General features: G+C 72.4%; 18 protein-coding genes. All 18 read left to right on the top strand.

Annotated features, from left to right (window positions below; genetic code table 11):
* The first annotated feature begins 322 nt into the window (after nt 1-322).
* Complete coding sequence (locus ACQP0P_RS47250; protein WP_433369642.1) at nt 323-1,357, top strand: oxidoreductase; 1,035 nt, start codon at nt 323-325, stop codon at nt 1,355-1,357.
* Nucleotides 1,338-2,258 (top strand): sugar phosphate isomerase/epimerase family protein, encoded by a 921-nt coding sequence (locus ACQP0P_RS47245; protein ID WP_433369639.1) that lies wholly within the window; start codon nt 1,338-1,340, stop codon nt 2,256-2,258. The genes ACQP0P_RS47250 and ACQP0P_RS47245 overlap by 20 nt, the downstream gene beginning before the upstream one ends.
* On the top strand, nt 2,255-3,568 hold the full coding sequence (locus ACQP0P_RS47240; RefSeq protein WP_433369636.1) for a M20/M25/M40 family metallo-hydrolase: 1,314 nt from the start codon (nt 2,255-2,257) through the stop codon (nt 3,566-3,568). Before ACQP0P_RS47245 ends, ACQP0P_RS47240 begins: the two co-directional genes overlap by 4 nt.
* Nucleotides 3,565-4,713, top strand: coding sequence for an Ldh family oxidoreductase (locus ACQP0P_RS47235; protein ID WP_433369633.1), 1,149 nt, complete (start codon nt 3,565-3,567; stop codon nt 4,711-4,713). The genes ACQP0P_RS47240 and ACQP0P_RS47235 overlap by 4 nt, the downstream gene beginning before the upstream one ends.
* A complete protein-coding gene (locus tag ACQP0P_RS47230; protein WP_433369630.1) occupies nt 4,710-5,633 on the top strand; it encodes a Gfo/Idh/MocA family protein in 924 nt (307 codons plus the stop codon). The genes ACQP0P_RS47235 and ACQP0P_RS47230 overlap by 4 nt, the downstream gene beginning before the upstream one ends.
* Nucleotides 5,630-6,094, top strand: a complete 465-nt coding sequence (locus ACQP0P_RS47225; RefSeq protein WP_433369627.1) for a DUF6917 domain-containing protein — start codon at nt 5,630-5,632, stop codon at nt 6,092-6,094. Before ACQP0P_RS47230 ends, ACQP0P_RS47225 begins: the two co-directional genes overlap by 4 nt.
* A gap of 247 nt (nt 6,095-6,341) precedes the next feature.
* Nucleotides 6,342-6,869, top strand: a complete 528-nt coding sequence (locus ACQP0P_RS47220; protein WP_433369624.1) for an EF-hand domain-containing protein — start codon at nt 6,342-6,344, stop codon at nt 6,867-6,869.
* Between the two features lie 189 nt (nt 6,870-7,058).
* Nucleotides 7,059-8,240, top strand: a complete 1,182-nt coding sequence (locus tag ACQP0P_RS47215; protein ID WP_433369621.1) for a DegT/DnrJ/EryC1/StrS family aminotransferase — start codon at nt 7,059-7,061, stop codon at nt 8,238-8,240.
* A complete protein-coding gene (locus ACQP0P_RS47210) occupies nt 8,237-9,388 on the top strand; it encodes a DegT/DnrJ/EryC1/StrS family aminotransferase (RefSeq protein WP_433369619.1) in 1,152 nt (383 codons plus the stop codon). The genes ACQP0P_RS47215 and ACQP0P_RS47210 overlap by 4 nt, the downstream gene beginning before the upstream one ends.
* A complete protein-coding gene (locus ACQP0P_RS47205; protein WP_433369616.1) occupies nt 9,385-10,368 on the top strand; it encodes a UbiA family prenyltransferase in 984 nt (327 codons plus the stop codon). Before ACQP0P_RS47210 ends, ACQP0P_RS47205 begins: the two co-directional genes overlap by 4 nt.
* Entirely contained in the window at nt 10,365-11,699 is a 1,335-nt protein-coding gene (locus tag ACQP0P_RS47200; protein WP_433369614.1) for a protoporphyrinogen/coproporphyrinogen oxidase, read from the top strand. The genes ACQP0P_RS47205 and ACQP0P_RS47200 overlap by 4 nt, the downstream gene beginning before the upstream one ends.
* A 77-nt stretch (nt 11,700-11,776) precedes the next feature.
* Nucleotides 11,777-13,384 (top strand): class I adenylate-forming enzyme family protein, encoded by a 1,608-nt coding sequence (locus ACQP0P_RS47195; RefSeq protein ID WP_433369611.1) that lies wholly within the window; start codon nt 11,777-11,779, stop codon nt 13,382-13,384.
* Nucleotides 13,375-15,201 carry a CoA transferase gene (locus ACQP0P_RS47190; RefSeq protein ID WP_433369608.1) on the top strand — a complete coding sequence of 609 codons (1,827 nt, stop codon included), beginning with the start codon at nt 13,375-13,377 and terminating at the stop codon, nt 15,199-15,201. The genes ACQP0P_RS47195 and ACQP0P_RS47190 overlap by 10 nt, the downstream gene beginning before the upstream one ends.
* 14 nt (nt 15,202-15,215) lie before the next feature.
* On the top strand, nt 15,216-16,889 hold the full coding sequence (locus ACQP0P_RS47185) for a class I adenylate-forming enzyme family protein (protein WP_433369605.1): 1,674 nt from the start codon (nt 15,216-15,218) through the stop codon (nt 16,887-16,889).
* Nucleotides 16,890-16,894: 5 nt separating this feature from the next.
* Nucleotides 16,895-17,719, top strand: coding sequence for a class I SAM-dependent methyltransferase (locus ACQP0P_RS47180; protein ID WP_433369603.1), 825 nt, complete (start codon nt 16,895-16,897; stop codon nt 17,717-17,719).
* Nucleotides 17,716-18,159 (top strand): carboxymuconolactone decarboxylase family protein, encoded by a 444-nt coding sequence (locus tag ACQP0P_RS47175; RefSeq protein ID WP_433369600.1) that lies wholly within the window; start codon nt 17,716-17,718, stop codon nt 18,157-18,159. The genes ACQP0P_RS47180 and ACQP0P_RS47175 overlap by 4 nt, the downstream gene beginning before the upstream one ends.
* A 165-nt stretch (nt 18,160-18,324) precedes the next feature.
* Nucleotides 18,325-19,038, top strand: a complete 714-nt coding sequence (locus ACQP0P_RS47170) for an ABC transporter ATP-binding protein (RefSeq protein ID WP_433369597.1) — start codon at nt 18,325-18,327, stop codon at nt 19,036-19,038.
* Nucleotides 19,035-21,017, top strand: a complete 1,983-nt coding sequence (locus ACQP0P_RS47165) for an FtsX-like permease family protein (protein ID WP_433369594.1) — start codon at nt 19,035-19,037, stop codon at nt 21,015-21,017. The genes ACQP0P_RS47170 and ACQP0P_RS47165 overlap by 4 nt, the downstream gene beginning before the upstream one ends.
* The last annotated feature ends 183 nt before the right edge of the window (nt 21,018-21,200 follow it).

The raw sequence follows: 21,200 nt of genomic DNA, 5'->3' as shown, positions 1-21,200 counted from the left end.
CCGCACAGGCCGGCGTCCCGATCGCGCGAAATTCCAGGTTTTCGGGTTCAGGGGTGCCGGTCGGCTCTTTATTCATGTCCCCATCACGGCGGTCCGGTCCCACGCACACGTTTCTTCACCTGGCGCCCGACACCCGCTATTCGATATCTGACGCTCGATGGCATTCAGCCCGACGCGGTGAGTGGAACAGCACGGGTTTCGGGATGCTCGCGGTGGCGTCGAACCATGCGAATGAAGATTCCGCCGAACGCCTGACATGTACCCGGGAAAACATGTGTTTTGGGGTTATGTGACAGGCAACTCGGAAAGGCGCTGATGCATCATGTTGCATACCTTCATCCTTGGAATGGGCAGGGCCGGAGAAGGGCTGCATCTACCGGCGTTGTCCAGGGTGCGCGCCGCGATCCCGGACCTGCTCGCACCCGGGCGGGTCATCGTCCACGACCCGTTCCGGCCTCCCCCCGATGTCGCCGGCGTGGTCGCGGTCGGCACTCTGGAGGAGGCCGCCGGGCGCACTCCACCCCACCGCACCGTGGTCCACCTGTGCACCCCGCCGCATATTCGTTCGGGCATGCTGGAGCGGCTGGCCGAGCTCGGCTACCGAAAGATCATCATCGAGAAGCCCCTGGCCCTGGACCTGACGGGCCTGGCGGCCATCGCACGCACGAGGCGACGCTGGGGCCTGGACATCACCGTCGCCACCCACTGGCTGCACAGTTCCCTGACCCACCGCCTGCGTGCGGCGGTGGACTCGGAGGAGTTCGGCAGGCTGCGCGGCATCCGTGTGGTGCAGAACAAGCCCCGGTTCACCCGCAGCGCGGCGGTCCCCGGTCACCCCACCGCCTTCGACGTCGAGATGCCGCACGCACTCGCCGTGGTGCTCACCCTGGCCGGCGGTGCCCGGATCGCCGATGCCTCCTGGACGGACATGGTGACCGACCAACTTCGGTTGCCACGCCTGGGCCGCGCCAGACTCCGGTTGGACCACCGTTCCGGTGTGCGCACCGAGATCGACTCGGACCTGACCTCGCCCGTGCGAGAGCGCCGTATCACCCTGGACTTCGAGGGGGCGACGCTCATCGGTCACTATCCGTGCAGCGACGCGGACCACACCGCCCAGCTCCGGGTGGTGATCGAGGGCCGAGATCAGACCTGCTCGGCGTTCGCCGACGACGCCCTGTCCGCCTTCGTCCGCAGCACCTACACGCGCTACGCCCGGTTTCCCTCCACACCGGGGACGCTGCCGGTGCAGATCGACGCCGTCCGGCTACTCAACGAGGCCAAGGATCTGTGTGCCGCGCACGAGCCGGACACCGCTCGGCACAAGGAGGTCCGGCGTGTCCACGGCGTCCGCTGAGCACCCGCCCGCCCCGCCGGGCGGAGTCGTGCCGGCCGGGATCGGAGACGAGGCGGCCCCCGACCTGCCCGGCCAACTCGCCGCTCTGGGCGAGTTGGGCTGGAAGCACCTGGAGTTGCGCACGATCGGCGGCCTTCCCATCGCGAGGCTGGACGAGGCCACCTTCGCCCACTCGGCGGAGCGCATCCGGGCGGCCGGCGTCACCGTGGTCTGCGTCGCCTCCAAGATCGGCGACTGGTCCCGTCCGGTGACCGGTGACTTCGCCCTCGACCTGGCCGAACTGGACGTCCTTGCCCGACGCTGCGCCGCTCTGGGAACCCGCCTGGTGCGCGTCATGTCCTACCCCTCGGGTGGTCTGCCCGAGGCCGAATGGGGCCGTCGCGCCCATCGGCGGCTGCGCGAGCTGGCGCGGCGCGCCGAGGACGCCGGGCTGCTGCTGGCGCACGAGAACTGCACGGGCTGGGCGGGCGATCGCGCCGAACGAATGCTGGACCTGGTGACCGACATCGGCAGTCCGGCGCTGCGGCTGCTGTTCGATGTCGGCAACGGCGTCGCGTATGGATACCCGTCAGCGCCGATGCTGGCCGCCGTCGTCCAGCACGTGGTGCACGTGCACGTCAAGGACGCGGTGACCGGCCCGGAGGGCAGAGTCGGCTTCGTCCCGCCGGGCACCGGTGAGGCCCAGGTCGCGAAGTGCCTTCGCCTGCTGTTCGCCCATGGCTACACCGGGGCGCTCTCCATCGAACCGCACCTGCACCTGCGCCCGCACCTCGCCGCGGCGAGCACCGACGCGGCGCCCGGTGATCCAGGCCGTGGCGACCACGCCGCATTCGTGGCGTACGGACGTGCGCTGGAACGACTTGTGGCCCAGGCCGCCGCACCGGCCGGAGAGCTCCGATGACCGCTCCGCCCGCCCGCGCCGTGCCCCCGATCCCGCTCACTCCGGCCGACCACGACCTGCTGCTGCGACTGCTGCGGCTGCCCACCGCCGGTCCGCTGGAGACCGGCCCGGAGGCGCCCGCGCCCAGGCTGCGCGAGGCGCAGGCCGACTATCTCCGCGCCGCCGCCGAGATCGGCTTTCGCGACGTACACCATGCGCCCGCCGAGAGGGCCGAGCTTGACCGCCCCGATGTCCCGGCACCCGTGCGCGCGGCGCTGGACATCCCCGGTTTCCTCGAACACCAGCCCAGCCTGGTGCTGCTGCTGGGTCCCGCCCTGCCGGTCGCCCGCACCGTGATGTTCAACGTGCACCTGGACACCGTCGCCGGATGGCAGCCCGTCCGTTTCGACGGCGAGTGCTTCTACGGTCGCGGCGCGATCGATGCCAAGGGGCCCGCGGTGGCGCTGCTCGCCGGGGTGCGCGCGGCACGGGCGCTGCGCCCTGCCATCGGCCGTGACATCGGGATTCTGATCCAGGCCGTGGCGGGTGAGGAGGGCGGTGCCATGGGCGTCTTCGGCACCAGGCCGTTGGTGGAGCGCGGCTACACCGGGCGACTGAACGTCTTCTGCGAGCCCACCCGGCTGCGGTTCCTGCCGCGCGGCACGGCGGCGATGACCGCACGGGTGGTCGTCGACGGGATGGACGCCATCGACGACCACCCCGCCCACGGGCACAACGCCAGCGTCCTGCTGGGCTTTCTCGCCCAGCACCTGGGCCGGGCACTCGACCGGCACGCCACCGAGGGCGCGGTGTGCGTGGCGGGCCTGCACACGGGCACCCTGCACAACAAGGTCTACGGCGGCGGATCGCTACTGCTCAACCTCGCCTACGCCTCGGCCGCCGCCGGGCGGCGGCTGGAGCGGGACCTGCGAACCGCCCTGGACGACGGTCTCGACGCGTTCGTCACGGCCTTCGCCGGCACGACGCTGTTCGCCAGAACCGCCGCCGAGGCGCACGTCATCACTCGGCTGGAGTGGCTCAAGCGCGGCCTGCCCGTCCTGGACGACCGTGACCCCCGGATGCACGCGCTCCTGCGTGACGCGGCCGGGATCGTGCCGTGGCCGTCCGACGAGCCCGCCTTCAGCTGCGACGCCATCTGGATGTCGGAGGTCGCCGGGGCCTGCACCGTGGTGCTGGGACCCGGTGACCTCGCCGCCAACAACGCCCACGCCGACGGCGAGTTCGCGCGAGCCGACGAGCTCGCGGAGTTCGCCGCCGCGGTGGCCCGACTGCTGCTGGCCTTCACCGACGACACGAACGGACGACCGTGAACCAGACCCTGTCAGCCGCGCGACCGTACCCCGAGCCCGCGTCGTCGGTGCCGAAGACCGTACGGGTGCGCCACGCCGACCTGCTCGGCTTCACCTCGGCGGTGTTCGCCGCCCGGGGCCTGGCACCCGAGCGGGCGCACGAGGCCGCGCGGGCGCTCTGCTACGGCGACCTCACCGGCCTGAACTCGCACGGCCTGGTCAACCTGACCCGGCTCTATCTGCCGTTGTTCGACGAGGGGCGGGTCAACCCCCATGCCGAGCCCCGTACGGTCGCCGACCGCGGCGCGGCCGTGCTCATCGACGCCGACCGGGCGCTTGGCCTGTGGGTCGCCGGAGTCGCGATGGACGTGGCGGCCGAACGCGCCGCCGAGTACGGGATCGGTGTGGCGGCCGTGCGTGGGGCCACCCATCTGGGCTGTGCCGGGCACCACGCGCTGCGCGCGGTCACCCGCGGCATGATCGGCCTGGTCGCCAGCAACTGTGGCGGCCAGCGCATCGCCAGGCCACCCGGCGGTGCGGTGACGATGCTGGGTACCAACCCGCTCAGCGTCGCCGCCCCGGCGGGCGACCATCCCCCGTTCGTGCTCGACATGAGCACCACCGCGGCCCCCACCGGCCGCATCCGCCAGGCCGCCCGCGCCGGGCGACCCGTCCCCGAAGGATTGCTCCGCGACGACGGGGGCGCCTCCGTCACCGACCCCGCCGCCTTCGACGCCGGGCGGGCACACCTGATGTGGCTGGGGGGCGAGGCCGGGCAGTACAAGGGGTTCGGGCTGGGCATCGCGGTGGAGGTGCTGGCCGCGCTGGTGCCCGGCGCGGGGCTGGGCGCGCATCCCGACGCGCTCGCGGGCGACGGCGGGCCGGGCGGGCGCGACGACGACATCGGCTTCTTCGTGGCGGCCGTCGCGCCGGGGGCGTTGCGGGAGGGGGCCGAGGCCGACGCGAACGCCCTGTTCGGCGCGTTGCTGGCCTGCCCGCCCGTCGACCGGGCGAAGCCGGTGCGCTACCCCGGGTGGCACGAACACCGGCGTGCAGAGGAACACCTGAGTACGGGAGTCCCGCTGGACGCGACGGTATACGCCGAGCTGGCGGAGGTCGCAGCACATGCCGGTCTTGTCGTACCGGACGTCCTGGCGGAGCGATGACGGTCCCGCTGCGGATCGGGGTCGTCGGCCTCGGTGTGATCTCCCGCTTCTACCTCGCGGCGCTGCGCGGCTCGGCGACGCTGCGGCTGAGCGCGGTGTGCGACCGCGATCCGGCGGTGCTGGCCGCGCGGACCGGCTCGGTGCCCGTCTACACCGATCATCTGCGGCTGCTGGACGAGGCACGTCCGGACGCGGTGGTGGTCACCGTGCCGAACGACGCGCACGCGCGGGTGTGCGCGGACGCGCTGGAGCGCGGAGTGGCCGTGTGCGTGGAGAAACCGCTCGCGTTGGACACGGAGCAGGGCGTCTCGCTGGCGCGGCTGGCCGAGCGCGGGGACGTTCCGTTGTTCACCGCCTTCCACCGCAGGTACAACCACGCGGTCAGGCGGTTGCGAGCCGGGCTCGCCGGGGCACGGGTCGAGAGACTGACGGTGCGCTACCTGGAACGCATCGAGGAGCACGCGGGTGCGGACACCTGGTACCTGGACGCGCGGCGGTGCGGCGGCGGATGTGTCGCCGACAACGGCCCCAACGCGTTCGATCTGGTCGAGTTGCTGCTGGGGCCGGCCGAGGTGGTGTCCGCGCGGATCACCCGTGACGCGGCGGACACCGATCGGCGGGCCGACATCGGGCTGCGCGCCGGGGCGGCGTCGGTGCGGGTGTTGCTCGATTGGTCCTATCCGGGCGAACGCAAGGACATCGAGGTCCTGCTGGCCGACGGCCGAACGCTCTACGCCGACATGCTGACGGGCCATCCGGGGTTCAAGAACTCCCTGTGGCACGAGTACGTGGGGGTGCTGCGCGCGTTCGAAGGGCGGATCCGGAACGGCGGGGGGGACGGTGACGGCGGGCTGTCCGCCCTACGTCTCGTCGAGGACGTCTATCGGCTGGCGGTGGCCACCGGAAAGGAGACGGTGTGAACCCGGACGAGGACGGTCCCAAGCGTGAGGTCACCGCGACCCTGGTGAAGCTGCTGGTCCACCGCCGGACGGACCGGGGCATGCGACTCGAACCGTACGCAAGCCGGTGCGTGCGAGCCGGGGAGGTGCACGAGTTGATCGTCACCGACCAGACCGAGACCGCAGCCGGAGCCAGGATCGACCGTGTCGGTTTTCTCGGCTTCGTCGAGATCGCCACGGCGGGTGTGCTCGACCGGGGTGACGAGGTCTGGATCGGCCGGCGTCGAATCGGCGTGCTGCTCGGGTTCGACGGCTGCCACTTCCCCAATCACTACAACGTGCTCATCCATGCCGATCCGATGGTCACCGGCCGGGATCTGAAGCTGGCACCTGAGATGTCGCTGGTGTTCCGGCAGGGCGAGCCCGGGGGCACGGATGAGTCCGGTGCAGGCGTGCGTGATTTCACGGTGATCGGGCTATGAGAATTGGCCGATCCTCGATATTCACATATCAGCGGACAACAGATTTATGTCCAGCTACTTCCTTTTTGATTCCCTGGCCAGGTAAAGCCATGGGACTTTCTTGATCCTGTGTTTACGAGTCGTCACGCATGGCTATATCTCCGTTGCAGAGAGTAGTGAATTCCAAAGGATGGAATTCTGCTGCCGAATCTGCTCACCCCGGGCGCTCATCCATTGGGCTGCCCAAAATTCTCGGGAAAGGACTGGAATGGCCGCAGGTACCAAGGAGAGCAGCCGTCTGGAAGAGCGCTTCCGTCTCTGGGATTCGGACGGCGACGGTGTGATCGAGCGTTCGGACTTCGAAACCGAGGCCGACGACATCATCACCGGCCTGGGCGCTCAGGGCACCCCGAAGGGCGCCGAGCTCAGGCAGGTCTACCTGGCCATGTTCGACCGCCTGTCCAGGGCCGCGGGCACCCCTCAGATGGACAAGGGCCAGTTCATCCAGGCCGCCAACCAGGAGATCATCAGCAAGGGCGACGCCGGATTCGCCAGCGTGGTCGGTCCCACCATCCAGGCCATCGTCAACGTCCTGGACGGCGACGGCGACGGCGAGGTCAGTCAGACGGAGATGACCAAGTGGTTCGAGGCCATCGGCCTTGAGCCGGACGTGGCCGACCAGGCGTTCCGGGAGCTGGACACCGACGGCACCGGCCGACTCTCCGTGACGGAGCTGATCGACGCGGTTCGCGACTACCACCTCGGCAAGAACGACATCCCCCTGCTGGGCCGCTGACCCAGACGCGTCCGCCGTACGCCCGCCGTGCGGCTGCCCGGAGGCGCCCCGGGCAGCCCACGGCTGGTGCGACCGGACGCGCGAGACCGACACACAGCCTCCCGAGCCATGCCGCCGTGCTCTCTGGACCTGATCTCCCCGACCATGCCGCACAGGAAGAGAGCCATGGAGAGATCCCTCCCTCCTCCCGTGACATCCCCGGCGCGAACCGAGTCCGCGCCCATCCCCTTCTTCACCCAGGCCGCATCGTTCGATGAGCTGTGGCCCGAGATTCGCGCTCACTGCGTCGACATCCTGGACCGGGGCAAGTTCTCGCACGGCGCCAAGGTCGCGGAGTTCGAGGGGGCGCTCGCCCGGTGGACCGGCGCGAGGCACGTCGTCGGTGTCAACTCCGGCACCGACGCGCTGGTGTTGCTGCTGCGCGCCGCCGGACTACGCCCCGGAGACGAGGTCATCGTCCCCGCCTACACCTTCATCGCCACGGCCGGCTCGGTGGTGCTCGCCGGAGGTGTGCCCGTCTTCGCGGACATCGAGGAGCACGGGTACGGGATCGATCCGCGGTCCGTGGACGCCGTGGTGACCCCCCGCAGCCGGATGGTGATGCCGGTGCACCTGTTCGACCGCCTCGCGGACATGCGGGGCGTGCACGAGGTGGCGCGAAGGCACGGGCTGACCGTCCTGGAGGACAGCGCCGAAGCCATCGGCATGCGTCTGGACGGCACGCACGCCGGGCTGCTCGGCGTCGGCGGGGTGCTGTCGTTCTTCCCGACCAAGACCCTCGGCGCCATCGGCGACGCCGGGGCGCTGCTCACCGACGACGACGCCGTCGCCGAGACCGCGCGGGCGCTACGCCACCACGGTCGCGGCGGACACACCCTGGACCACTTCCCCGGTATCGCCAACCCCACGGTGCTCTCCGGCCTCAACAGCAAGATGGACGATATCCAGGCCGCCGTCCTGCTCGCCAAACTCGCTCGCCTCGACGCCGACATCGTCCGCCGAGACGAGCTCTCGGCGCGCTACGACGACCGGCTCCGCGGTGTCCCGGGGGTGCACGCGGTTCCCGGCGCCGTCCCGCCGCATCCCGGCGGCAACCGGGTCTGTTACGTCCATCTCATCGAGGCAGGGGATCGCGACGCCCTCGTCGCGCATCTGGCCGCCAAGGGGATCGAGTCCGAAACCTACTACCCGGTTCCGATGCATCTTCAGCCGTGCTTCGCGCACCTGGGACACGCACCCGGCGACTTCCCGCGTGCCGAGGCGGCCTGCGCGAGAGCCCTCGCGCTACCGCTCTATCCCGACCTGGCCGAGTGGCAGGTGGACCGGGTGTGCGACGAGATCGAGAACTTCTACGCGGGAGGACGACGGTGACCGCCCCGACCACCACGACCATCCCCTTCTTCCCACCCGACCTGTTCGAGGAGGACCGCGACGCGCTGCTGGAGACGGTGCACACCATCGGCACCGCCGCCCCCCAAAGATTCATCCTGGGCGAGCACACGGCCCGGTTCGAGCGGGAACTGCGCGATCGGCTGGGCGCCGGCGACGTCGTCGCCTGCTCCAGCGGCACGGCCGCCCTCACCCTGGTGCTGAACGCCATGGGGGTCGGCCCCGGCGACGAGGTGGTGGTGCCCGCCTTCGGCTGCGCGCCACTGGCCGCGACCGTCGTCAACATCGGTGCTCGGCCGGTCTTCGCCGACGTCGACCCGGTGCGGCTGACCATGGACCCCGCCGCCGCCGAGGCACTCATCACCCCGCGTACCAAGGCGCTGATGCCGGCGCACATGTTCTCGACGATGGCGGACATGCCCCGCTTCCGTGAGCTGGCCGACCGGTACGACCTACGCCTGCTGGAGGACTCGGCGGTCGCGCAGGGTGGCACGCTGCTGGGGCGTCCCGCGGGTCGCTGGGGTGACGCGGGCGTCTACTCGTTCGTACAGGTCAAGACGTTCGGGATGCCGGGTGAGGGCGGCGTGGTGGTCACCGACGACGCCGTCCTGGCCACGCGCGTGCGGATGCTGCGCAATCACGGCCAGGACGGCACGCGCCGATTCGTCCACCACCGCATCGGGCACAACAGCCGCTTCGACGAGGTGATGGCCGCCTTCCAGACGCATCGGCTGGCCGGTCTGGGCCGACGGCTGGCGCGCCGGGCGGACATCGCCGACTACTACTCCACCCGGTTCGCCTCCCTGGCCGCCCTCGGGGTGTCGGCACCTCCCGTCGGCGGTGACGGCCGCTGCCACTACGTCTACGCGGTGCTGGCCACCCGCCGCGAAGAACTCAGAACCCACCTGGCCGCACGTGGCGTCGACTCGCACGTCTACTACCCGCGCACCCTTCCCGCCCAGCCCGCGTTCGCGCCGCACGCGCCCCGCGACACACATTGGCCCAACGCGGCCTCGGCCGCCCGGCGCAACCTCGCCCTGCCGCTGTATCCGCACCTCAGTGACATCCAGTTGGAACACATCGCCGACACCGTCTGCGCCTTCGCCCACGAAACCCGGGGAGCACGATGACCGATCAGTTCACCGGCAGGGAAGCGGAGTCCGCTCCGGCCGCGACCGCACGCGGCACCCTCGGGGCCTACGCGCGCCTGGCCAAGCTCGACGTCTACGACTACTACATCGGCCTGCCACTGGTGTGGACGCTGCTCGTCCCCGCCGGCCGATGGGAGCCGGGCGTCATCGGCCTGCTGGTGCTGATCTGTCTCGCCGAGGTCACCGTGGTGGCCGCCATGGTCGGCTTCGACGACATCACCGGCTACCGCGACGGCAGCGACGCGGCCAACTACGGCGCCGATGCCGCCAAGCGACGCCTGGCCAGGAAACCGCTGGTCGCCGGCACCCTCACCGAGGCGCAGGCGCTCCGTTTCGCCTGGGCGGCGACCGCGCTCGGCGTGCTGTTGTGGGCGCTGGCGGTGGCCGCCGCGCCACACCGCCCGCCGTGGGTGGTCGTTCTGGCGGCGGTGTGCGTCGTGGCGTCGGTGCAGTACTCCTGGGGGCTGAAGATCAGTTATCGAGGATTTCAGGAGATCTTCCTGATCGGTCTGGGCGTCGGCTGGGTGCTGGTGCCGTACGGCCTGCTCACCGGCGAGGTGACCGATCTGGTTCTCGTGCAGGCCCTGCTGTTCGGATTCGGGCCGATGCTGTTCGGGCTCTACTCCAACACCCACGACATCGACGGCGACCGTCGCGCCGGGCGCGTCACCGTCGCGGCCCTGGTGCCCGCCGGGGTCAACACGGCGTTCATCACCGTGATGACCGCCGCCGCGGGCCTGCTCATCGTCGTCGGCCCCCTTGTCGGCGCCGTGCCCTGGTGGTTACCGATCGTCTTGGTGCCGGTTCTCGCCATGCGCGTGACCCACCTGGTAATCGGCTCCGTGCGAGGTGACATCCTGCGCGCCCGGCGGGTCGCCATTCGCGCCCATCGGGTCACGGTGGTCCTGCTGGTCATCGCGAACCTGGCCGCCCCCCTGCTCGCCGGCACCGCCACATGACCTCCGCACTGGACGTCGCGGTGGTCGGCGCGGGTCCCGCCGGACTGGCCGCCGCCTACGCGCTCGCCGAGGCGGGGTGCTCGGTAAGAGTCTTCGAGGCCGCCGACGCGGTCGGCGGGCGGATGCGCACCCTGCGCGCCCACGGCTGTCTGATCGACACCGGGGCCGAGATGCTCCCCTCGGCCGCGGGCTACCCGGCCACCTGGAGGCTCATCGCCGCCCTCGGCCTCGACGCCGACCCCGAGGCCGTGCCCCGGGTGCGCGACGCGCTCGCCGTGTGGCGTGGCGGCCGATCCAGGCCACACGCCGGCCGCCCGCTGGGACTGCTCACCGGGGCGGGGCTGCCGCCTCGTGCGCGGGTGGACCTGTTCCGCCTCCAGACGCGCCTGGCCCGGCTCGGCGACCTCGACCCTGACCGCCCAGAGCGCGGCCCACTGGGCTCCGCCACCGTCGCCGACCTCGTCAGGCGCTACCATCCCGACCTTCGCGACTACCTCATCCAACCGCTGGTCGCCGGATTCTTCGGGTGGGATCCCGAGCGCGCCGCGGCGGCTCCGTTCGCCGCGCATCTGACGGCTTCGGGCAGCACGAACGGCTGGCACACCTACCGCGACGGCATGGACACTCTCGCTCGCGCGCTGGCCGCGCGGCTCGACGTGGTCACCGGGCACACCGTGACCCGGGTGGTCGCGGACTCCGGCGAGGTCCGGCTGGAGTCACCCGGCGGCACCGTCACCGCGCGCTCGGCGGTACTGGCCGTGCCCGCCCCCGTCGCGGCACGCCTGCACACGGACGCCCCGCCGGTCGAACGCGCCTACCGGGATGCGTGCGGCTACGCGCCCATGCTCCGTCTCACCCTGGTCCTGGACCGGCCGATGGCCCCCACGGGCGTACGGCGCGGCTTCGCCACCCTCGTCCCCGCTGCCGAGGACCCCCTGGTCAACGTGATCACCGTGGATCATCACAAGCATCCCGGACGGGTGCCCGCGGGGCGTGGCCTGGTGTCGCTCGTCGCCTCACCCCGGGGCACCGCCGAGCTGATCGACGCTCCCGACGAGGAGGTGAAGGACCGCCTCACCGCCCGTGCCGAACACTTCGTGCCCGGGATGGCCGCGTGCGTCACCTCCGCCCACGTGCATCGGTTCCGGTACGGCCTGCCCGAGGCGACACCGCGTGCCCTCGAACTGCGCGCCGCGTTCGAGGCCCGTCCGGCCTCGGCGGTGGAGTACGCGGGCGACTGGACGGCGCTGCGCCCGTGCAGCGAGGGTGCGGTCGCCTCAGCCGCGCGGGCCGCCGCGCGGGTGCTCGCCCACCTGTCGCCCGGCGGCTGACCAGGGTCGCCCGCCGTGGCCGCGCCGTGGCCGCGCCGCGGCTTCCCGCCCCCATCCCCGAACCGGAAGGCGAGCAGATGGCACTCCTCACCAAGCCCATCGAGTTGGGCACCCTGTTCGACGATCTGGCCGACCGAGGCCACGCCACGGCCGTGCATCTGAGCCGGCCGCTGGACATCGCGCCCGCGCTGGGTTCCGCCCTGAACATTCCCGGCCTGGCCGGGCTCGTTCGCGATGTCGCCGGGTGGCTCGCAGCCGCCGGGGTGCGGCGCGGTGACCGGGTCGCCATCGCCAAGCGCAACCACTGGGACTACGTGCTGCTGAACTGCGCGGCGGCGCGCATCGGCGCGGTGCCCGCGTCGCTCTCCGCGAACCTGGCCCCCGACGTGCTGGAGACGCTGCTGAAGCGACTGGAGCCGGCCCTCCTGGTCACCGATTCCGCGCTGCTGGCGTCGAGCCGCGAGGCCGGCACCGACCTGACCTGTTTCGCCACCAGGACCCTGCTGGTCGACGGTGCGGCCGAGGGCACCCTGTCCATCGACGATGTACGCGGCCATGCCGCACCGCCCGCGTACCGCCCGCCCGCCGACGACCCGCTGGCCATCATGCACACCTCCGGCACCACCGGCGTGCCCAAACTCGTCATCCACTCCACCCGTACGATCATGCGTCGCCTGGCCGGGTTCGAGGCGCACCGCTGGCCGGTGCTCGGCAGCCGTCCCGGCGACACCGTGGCCAGTGCGATCTCCTTCGCGCACGGCCGCGCGCTGGCCCAGGCCGCGAGCGTGCTGTGGCTGGCCCCCGCCAAACTCCTGGCGGTCTGCGCCCCCGACTGGGCCGAGGCCGGCCCGTTCCTGCACCGGCATCGGCCCACCACCCTCGAAGCGCTGCCCGCGACCTACGTGCGCTGGCAGCGCCACACCGAGGAGCAGGGCGGTCCGTTCGAGCGCGTCCGCCTCTACATCAGCACCTTCGACGCCATGCACCCGCCCACCGTGCGGGCCTTCCTGCACACCACGCGGCACCGTCGCCCGGTGTGGTTGCAGGGCTGGGGTCAGAGCGAGACCGGTCCGCTGACCTTCCGGTTCCTCACCCGGCGTGCCATGGCCACCGCGCACGACCGGCACCCCACCACCCGCGACCTCGGTCGTCCGATCCCCACCCGCACCCGGCTGCGCGTCGTGGATCCCGAGACGCTGCGACCGGTGCCGCGAGGCACCACCGGCCTGGTGTACTGCCGGACCAGGGCACTGTGCCTCGGATACGTCGGCGAACAGAGCCGCTGGCAGGACAAGCGGGCGGGCGAGTGGTGGAACACCGGCGACGTCGGCGCCCTCGCCCGCACCGGCGGCATGCGTTTCGTGGATCGGGAGGTGGACGCCATACCCGAGGGAAGCTGCGTCGAGTTGGAGGACGTCATCGACGACCGTATCCCCGAGGTGCTGGAGTGCGTCATCCTGAGCGTTCCCGAGCGCCCCTCCCTGCCCGTCGTGGTCACCGAGAACGGCGCACTCGATCTCGGATCGTGGCGGCGCGCCACCGCCGATCTGCCGCGACTGGCCGACCCCGTGGTGCTGACCTGGGATGAGATACCGCGCACCGGCACCGGCAAGGTCCGCCGGATGGCTCTGCGCGACCGGCTCGGCGAGATGCGGGAGACCCACGGGACGGGCCGGTGGACGTAATCCGGTCCGGGGTGGCGGCGGGCCGGCCGCTGGCGGGGACGGCCGTGCGCGCGCTCGGCGACTCACCCGCGCTGCGGGTCGCCGTACGGCGGCTGCGCGCGCTGGGCTGCGCCGTCGAGACGGGGAACGAGTCGCCGCCGGACGGGGCACCCGCGGGGTGGCTGGGCGTCACCCGCCTTCCGTTCGCGGCGATGGGCGGTGCGCTGCCCGAGTGCCGGATCGGCTGGTCAGGGCCCGTGGCCGTGCCCATGGCCGGCGAACGCGACGTGCAGGCCGCCTGCGGGATCATGCAGGTCCACGGCCGGGCTGCCGGCGGGCCGCGACCGCTGCGCGTGGACTACGTCTCCGTGTGCGCCGGGGTGCTCGCGGTCCAGGCGGTCAGCGCGGGTGTGCTGGCCCTGCTGCGCGGCGGGCCTGCCCTGGCGGCGGCCACCTCGGCCGCCCAGGCGGCGCTGCTGGCCCTCACCCAGTACGTCGCGGCGGCCACCGCCGAGCCCGGTCTCGGCTCACCCGGCTCACCCGGCTCACCCGGCCCGGCCGGCCCGGCCGGGTCGGCCGGCCCGGCCGGGTCGGCCGGGTCGGCCGGGTCGGCGGGGTACGGTGCCCCGCCCTTCCGCTCGGCGGACGGCGTGCGTTTCGAGATCGAGACGCTCGACGCCGAGGACTGGAGGCGCTTCTGGACGGAACTGGGTGCCGGCCCCGCCGCGGTCGCGGCGGGCTGGCCACCGTTCCAGCAACGCTTCGCCACCGCGACGTGCCCACTGCCCGCCGCGCTCGGGACGGCGGCGGCCGCGCTGGACTACCGGGCCGTGCGAGCCGTGGCCGAGCGCAGCGGCGTCAGCGTGCTGCCGGTGCGGGCCGCCGACGCCCCCGGTCTTCTTCCCCCCGCCCCGGCGTCGCCGTGGCGGCTGCGCGGGCAGGCCGTCACCGATCCGGCGTCCGCCCTTCCGCCGCTCGGTCCGCATGACCACGCCCCGCTGGCCGGGCTGCGGGTCGTGGAGGTCACCAGCAGGGTGCAGGGCCCGCTCTCGGGGCACCTGCTCGGCCTGCTCGGCGCCGAGGTCGTCCGGCTCGAACCGCCAGGAGGTGACCCCATGCGGGGAGTTCCGCCCATGGCGGGAGAGTGCTCGGCCAGGTTCCAGGCGCTGAACCGGGGAAAGCGGGTGGTCGAGGCCGATCTGAAGTCCGCGCCTGGCCGTCGTGCCGCCCTGCGGCTCATCGCCGCCGCGGACGTGTTCCTGCACAACTGGCCGCCGGGTCGTGCGGCCCGGCTCGGCCTGGACCATGAGGCCCTCGCCGTCGTGCGGCCCTGTCTGGTTCACGCGCACGCGGGGGGTTGGGCGGACCTCCTGCCCGACCCCCAGCCGTTGGGCACCGACTACCTGGTGCAGGCGTACTGCGGAGTGGCGGCCCTGGTCGGCGGCCCCGGCGAGCCGCCCGCGCCGTCCCTGCTGACCCTCACCGATGTGCTGGGCGGGCTCATCAGCGCGGAGGGGATCGTCGCCGCACTACTGGCCCGCTCCCGTACCGGCGCGGGGGTGCGCGCCGAGACGGCCCTGGTCGACGCGGCCCGCCTCATCCGCGACGCCACCGTCCCGCACGGTGGGGGGGATGCCACGCGCACCGGCACCGAGATCGGCGCCGCGCCCGCCTGCTCACCCGCCCGGTGGCCGGGCGGGACCGGTGCCGTCACCGTGGTGACCGAACTGGCCGAGATGGCCGCCGACCCCGCGTTCTCGACCGCGCTCGACATCGGCGGCGAGGCCGTCTACAGCCGCGCGCCGTGGACGTTCGTCCCGGCTATCGCGCCCCTTTAGTTGGAGAACGCCCGATGAGACCCGTCAATGCGCCGCCCTGGACCTCCGCCAACGGCATCGTCCTGACCGATCGTGTTCCCGGACGGCTGCGCGCGGAGTGGACCGCGCGTGGACTGTGCCCCGGCCGGGATCTGTACACCCTGTTCGGTGAGCATGTCCGGACGGCGCCCGGCCGCCCCGCGGTCATCGACGAGGCGGGCACCCTCGACTACGCCACGCTGGACGTCCGGGTCCGCCGCGCCGCCGCCGCCCTGTCCGGGGCGGGCTGGGGCTCGGCTGACATCATCGGCGTCCTGCTGCCCAACGGACGCGACGCGGTGGTGGCCGAGCTCGCGGTCGCGGCGATCGGCGCCGTGGCCTTGCCCATTCCCGCCGCCCGGGGGCTTCGCGATGTCGTCGCCCTGCTCGCCAGATCCCGGGCCGGAGCCCTCATCACCGTCCCGGCCACGGTCGAGGCGACCCGCGACCGGCGGTGCGAGATGCCGCACCTTCGCGAACTGTGGACGTTCGGCCGGCCCGTGACAGGGGCGCGCGGCCTGGACCGTCCCGCGGGGAACGAGGTCCGGCGCTGGCATCCCACCCGCCCCGACCCGGAGGCGCCCGCACGCATCCTGGTCTCCTCGGGCTCGGAGGCCGAGCCCAAGATGGTCGCCTACTCGCACAACGCGATGGCGGGCGGGCGGGGCAACTACCTGGCGGCGCTGCGGTTCGGCCCGGAGCCGATGCGCAATCTGCTACTGGTCTCCCTGGCGTCCTCGTTCGGGTCCTGCGGGACCTCGGTGACCCTGGCCAGGCACGGCGGCACCCTCGTGCTGCTGTCCCGCTACGATCCCGCCGCCGCGCTGCGCGCGATCGAGCGGCACCGCCCCAGCCACGTGCTCGGCGTACCCACGATGCTGCGTCGCATGGCCGATCTCGACGGTCACGCCGACGCGGACCTGTCGTCCCTGCGGGCCGTGATCGCCAGCGGGGCGCCGCTGCATCAGGAGGCGTGGGACGCCTGTGTACGGCGGTTCGACCGGCCCGTCGTCAACGTCTACGGGTCCACCGACGGTGTCAACTGCCATACCGGAGGCGACCCCGGCCGGTGGTGTCCCGGGCTGGCCGGTCGCCCCGACCCCGACGTGACCGAGGTGACCGTCCGGGACCGCGAAGGGCGACCGGTGCCCGCCGGGGAGATCGGGGAGATCTGGGCGCTGGGACCGATGAGCCCGCTGTGCCACGTGGCGGCACCCGAACTGGACGACCGCTACCGGGCCGCGGGCGGGTGGGTGCGCACCGGCGATCTGGGCCGGTCGGAAGCCGACGGCACGCTGTGGGTCGTCGGCCGGATCCGGCGCGTGGTGGTCAGGGGCGGGCTCAACATCTCTCCGCTCGAAGTGGAGCGCGAGCTCGGCACCCACCCCGATGTCGCGGACGTGTGCTGTGTGCCGGTCCCCGACCCGGACCTGGGCGAGCGCCTGTGCGCGTGTGTGGCCCCGAAGAAGGGCGTCCCGTCGCCGTCCCCGGCCGTACTGACCGCCTACCTGCGCGACGAGCGCGGCCTGGAGCCACGCAAACTGCCCGAACGGTTCGTGGTGCTGCCCGAACTGCCGCTCGGTCCGACCGGCAAGGTCTGCGCCGCCACCCTCGCCCGCATCGCGGCCGAGTCCGCCGTCTCCGGCTCTCTCACACCGACCGAGGAGTAGGACCCATGCACCCAACCGTCACCGCCGCCGGGACGAGCGCGTCGCGCTACGTCTTCGACAATCACGGTGAGCACGCCCTCGACCAGCATCGCTGCCTGGCCCGCGCCTACGACCCGATGACCACGGAGCGCCTAGCCCAGGCCGGGGTCGCCCCGGGGTGGCGGTGTCTGGAGGTGGGGGCGGGCGGCGGCAGCGTGGCGGTGTGGCTGGCTCGGCGGGTGAGTCCCACCGGGAGCGTGGTGGCCACCGACATCAAGCCCGAGCGCATTCCCACCGTCCCCGGCCTTGAGATCCTGCGCCACGACATCGTGCGCGACCCGCTGCCCGAAGCCGAGTTCGACCTTGTACACGCCAGGCTGGTCCTGCTGCACCTGCCCGAACGCCTCGCCGTGCTGGACCGCCTGGTACGCGCGCTCAAACCCGGCGGCGTGCTCCAACTCGACGAGTTCGACATCACCTACGGTCCCGCGCTGCTGATGCCCGACCCCGCCGCGCGGCAGCTCTACGAGACGTTCATGGAGGCCAAGATTCGCCTGATGACCCGCGCGGGCGCCGATGTGGCGTGGGGGCGCCACGCCGCCGCCGCGATGTGCCGTGCCGGCCTGGTCGACATCGATCCGCTGCCCAGGCTGGAGCTGTGGCACTCGGATTCCCCGGGGGTGCATCTTGTCGCCCACCACACCCGGCACCTGCGTGATCAGTTCGTCCAGGAGGGGATGACCGACCGGCAACTCGCCGACGTGCGCGTCCTGCTGGCCGACCCAGGCTTCCGGGCCGGCTCGTGCGTGATCTACTCGGTGCAGGGCCGCCGCCCGGTGGAGGCCCGATGAAGCCGCGCGTCAACATGCACGCCACGGCACCGTATGTCCACTCCGTCATGACGGTCTTCGACGCGGCCGCGTGCGAGGGACTGGAGCCGGCCCTCGTCGAGCTCGTGCGGGTGCGCGCATCACAGCTCAACGGCTGCGCGTTCTGCCGTGGCCTGCACACCCGGGCCGCCCTGGCCGCGGGAGAGGACCCGCGCCGTCTGGACGCCCTGTCGGCCTGGCGTGAGAGCCCACTGTTCACCGAAGCCGAACGCGCGGCCTTGGCACTGACCGAGTCCGTGACCCTGATCGCGGAGAAGGGCGTTCCCGACGAGGTCCTCGACGCGGCCGCCGAGCACTTCGACGACACCGAACTGGTCCACCTGCTGTGGACGATCGCCGCGATCAACGCCTGGAACCGGATAGGCGTCGCCACCGCCGCGGGCGGGGTGGCGCTCCGCTGAGCCCGGTCCCGACCGGCGGCGTGGCCTTTCAGCCGGTGATGTTTCCGGCCGCCACCGCACCCGGGGGGCGTCTTTACCAGGGTGGACTTTCGGCCGATACGGGACATGGGCGATCAGCCGGTCGGCCGATCCGGGAGAGCGGGCGGGCAGGCCAGGGTCGGAGGCATGAGTGAATTCGTGCTTTCCGGCCACCGCCTGGTCAAGCGGTTCGGGCCGGCCGTCGCCCTGGCGGGGGTGGATGTCGGGATCGGCCGCGCGGAGGCTTTGGCGATCATGGGGCCGAGCGGGTCGGGGAAGTCCACTCTGCTCCACTGTCTCGCGGGCATCATGAAGCCGGATTCCGGAGAGGTGTGTCTGCTGGGAGAACGGATCGACACGATGGGGGAGCGGGCTCGCAGCGCGCTGCGCCGTACCCGGTTCGGATTCGTGTTCCAGTTCGGGCAGCTCCTGCCCGAACTGCCGGCGGACGAGAACGTCGCGCTGCCGCTGATGCTCGGCGGGACGGCGCGAGGGCGGGCCGTATCGGAGGCGCGGGCGTGGTTCGGGCCGCTCGGACTGGGCGGGATGGAGGGGCGGCGGCCGGGCGAGCTGTCCGGAGGGCAGGCACAGCGGGTCGCGATCGCCCGCGCGCTCGTCACCCGCCCCGCCGTGATCTTCGCGGACGAGCCCACCGGCGCCCTCGACCAGGCCACCGGCCATGAGATCATGCGCATCCTGGTCGAGGCCACCAAGCACAACGGCGCGTCCCTGGCCGTCGTCACCCATGACCCGGAGGTGGCCCGGTGGTGCGACCGGGTCGTCGAGGTCCGCGACGGCATGATCCTCCCCCCTGGCCAGAGGCAGGGCCACCCCCAGGCGCTGTCCGGGGGGAACGCGTGAGGAACCTGCTGGAGCTGAGCTGGCGGCTGCTCCGCGGCGGCGGACGCCGGTCGATGCTGGGGACGGGGCTGACGGCCGCGGCCGTGGCGATCTCGTCGGCGCTGCTGATGTTCGCGCTGGCCGCCAACGTCGCCTTCGCGGCGCGCGCCGACCGGGAGGCGTGGCGCAACCCGGTGGAGGCCAAGGGGACGCCCGTCGCGATCGAGGCCACGGCCAAGGACTACGTCCGGGACCTGAGCATCACGGTCGTGGACGTCGCGCCGCTGTGGGACGCTCCCTGGGTGAGGCCGCCGGGGATGAGCCGGATGCCCAGGCCGGGTGAGGTGTGGGTGTCGCCGGGGCTCGCGGAGCTGATGAGGGAACTGCCGGCCGGGCAGCTCGCCGCGCGCTTCCCCGGCAAGGTGGCGGGCACGATCGGGGACGACGGGCTGCTGTACCCGGACGAGCTCGTCGCCGTTGTGGGACGCACGGCCGCCGACCCCGCGATGGCGGCCTCCCGGACGGACCACCCGCTGACGTCCACGCCGCCGACGAAGATCAGTGATTTCGCGGGAAGGGCCGGCGACGAGAGCGTCGTCTACCAGATCATGGCGCTCATCGCGAGCGTGCTGATGGTCGTGCCGCTGCTCGTGTTCGGGGGCGCGGCGGCCCGGCTGACCGTGGCGCGGCGGGACCAGCGGCTGGCCGCGCTGCGGCTGGTGGGGGCGACGCCGTGGCAGGTCGTCATGATGACGGTCGCCGAGGCGGTGATCACGGCGTTCGGCGGGGCCGTGCTCGGCCTGGTGCTGTACGGCGCGGCCGTTCCGCTGCTGAGCCGGATCGAGATGGCCGGCGGGTCGTGGTTCGCCGCCGACCTGTGGCCCGGAATCCTCCCCGTGCTCGGCGTACTGCTGGCCGTACCGCTGCTGGTCGGCCTGTCGGCGGTGGTCGGGCTGCGGCGGGTGGTGGTCAGCCCGCTCGGGGTGGCGAAACGGGAGACGCCGCCCGCGATGCGGTTCGTCCGGGTAGTCGTGCTGTTCGTGATCCTGATCGCCGTCCCGCTGTCGTTCCGGAACACGTCGACAACGGTCGTCGCGGGCGTGCTCGGGCTGGCCTTCCTCGGCGTCAACCTCGTCGGGCCCTGGGTGGTGGGCGTCATCGGCCGAATCACCATCCGTACGGCGCGGCGGCCCGCCAGGCTGCTGGCCGGCCGCCGCCTGGTCGACGACCCGAAGTCGGCCTGGCGGACCGTCAGCGGGGTGGCACTGACCGGCTTCATCGCCGGGTTCGTCGGGCTGCTGAGCCCGTCGTCCGACCTGCTGGGCGCTCCCCCCGCCACGGCCGGTCTGCGCCTTGTGGTCCCCGACGCCCAGGCGGCCGCCCTCGCGGAGCAGGCGAGGGAACGGCTCTCCGGAGCCGGGATCGACGCTCACGTCACGACCTCCGGCAGGTCGGGGTCCGGGCGGGCGAAGGAGAGGACGCTCACGATCAGCCTGCCCTCGGGTGACGGACACACCATGCGGATCGACACCGCCCGTACGGCGCTCGCCGGACTGGTGCCGGGGCGCATCGCCACCTCGCCGGTGGACGACCAGTGGCAGGGCATCCGTCTGCTCGGCGATGTCCGCACCGGGACGTTGGTCGTGCTCGGGGTCTCCTTCCTGGTGGCGATCGCGAGCGCGGGGATCACGGCCGCCTCGTCGGTGCTCGACCGGCGGCAGGCGTACGCCCTGCTCCGCCTGGCCGGGACCCCGCTCGAAGTGCTGGATCGGGCGCGGCGTACCGAGACTCTCGTCCCCCTCGCGGTGATGGGCGGCGGTTCCATCCTGATCGGCATGTTCTGCGCGTTGCCGTTCGTGTACGCGGCGATGAGCGTGAGCGGGGCGGTCACGCTGCTGACCTCTGTCGCCGTGGGGTTCGCCGGGGTGCTGGGGGCGGGCGCGCTGTCACGGCCCCTGCTCCGCTCGGTCACCGCCAACCCGGTCCCACGACCGGACTGACATCGCCGAAACCGTGGCGTCGGGATCACCGGGTGTTCGGACTGTCCGCTCCTCCGTCGATGGCGTCTCCACGGATCACACCCTCGACGAGGGCTGTCGTCGGTGGGCGGCCGAGGCATCGGCGCAGGGCCAACGCCGGTTCTTTCCAGGGTGCGGTGACCCGTCCCATGCCGCCTCAGGCGG

The sequence above is a fragment of the Streptosporangium sp. CA-115845 genome, assembly GCF_050943795.1.
In the GTDB taxonomy this organism is placed as follows: domain Bacteria; phylum Actinomycetota; class Actinomycetes; order Streptosporangiales; family Streptosporangiaceae; genus Streptosporangium.
The sequence above is the reverse complement of the archived record's forward strand: the minus strand, read 5'-3'. Positions and strand labels throughout refer to the sequence as shown.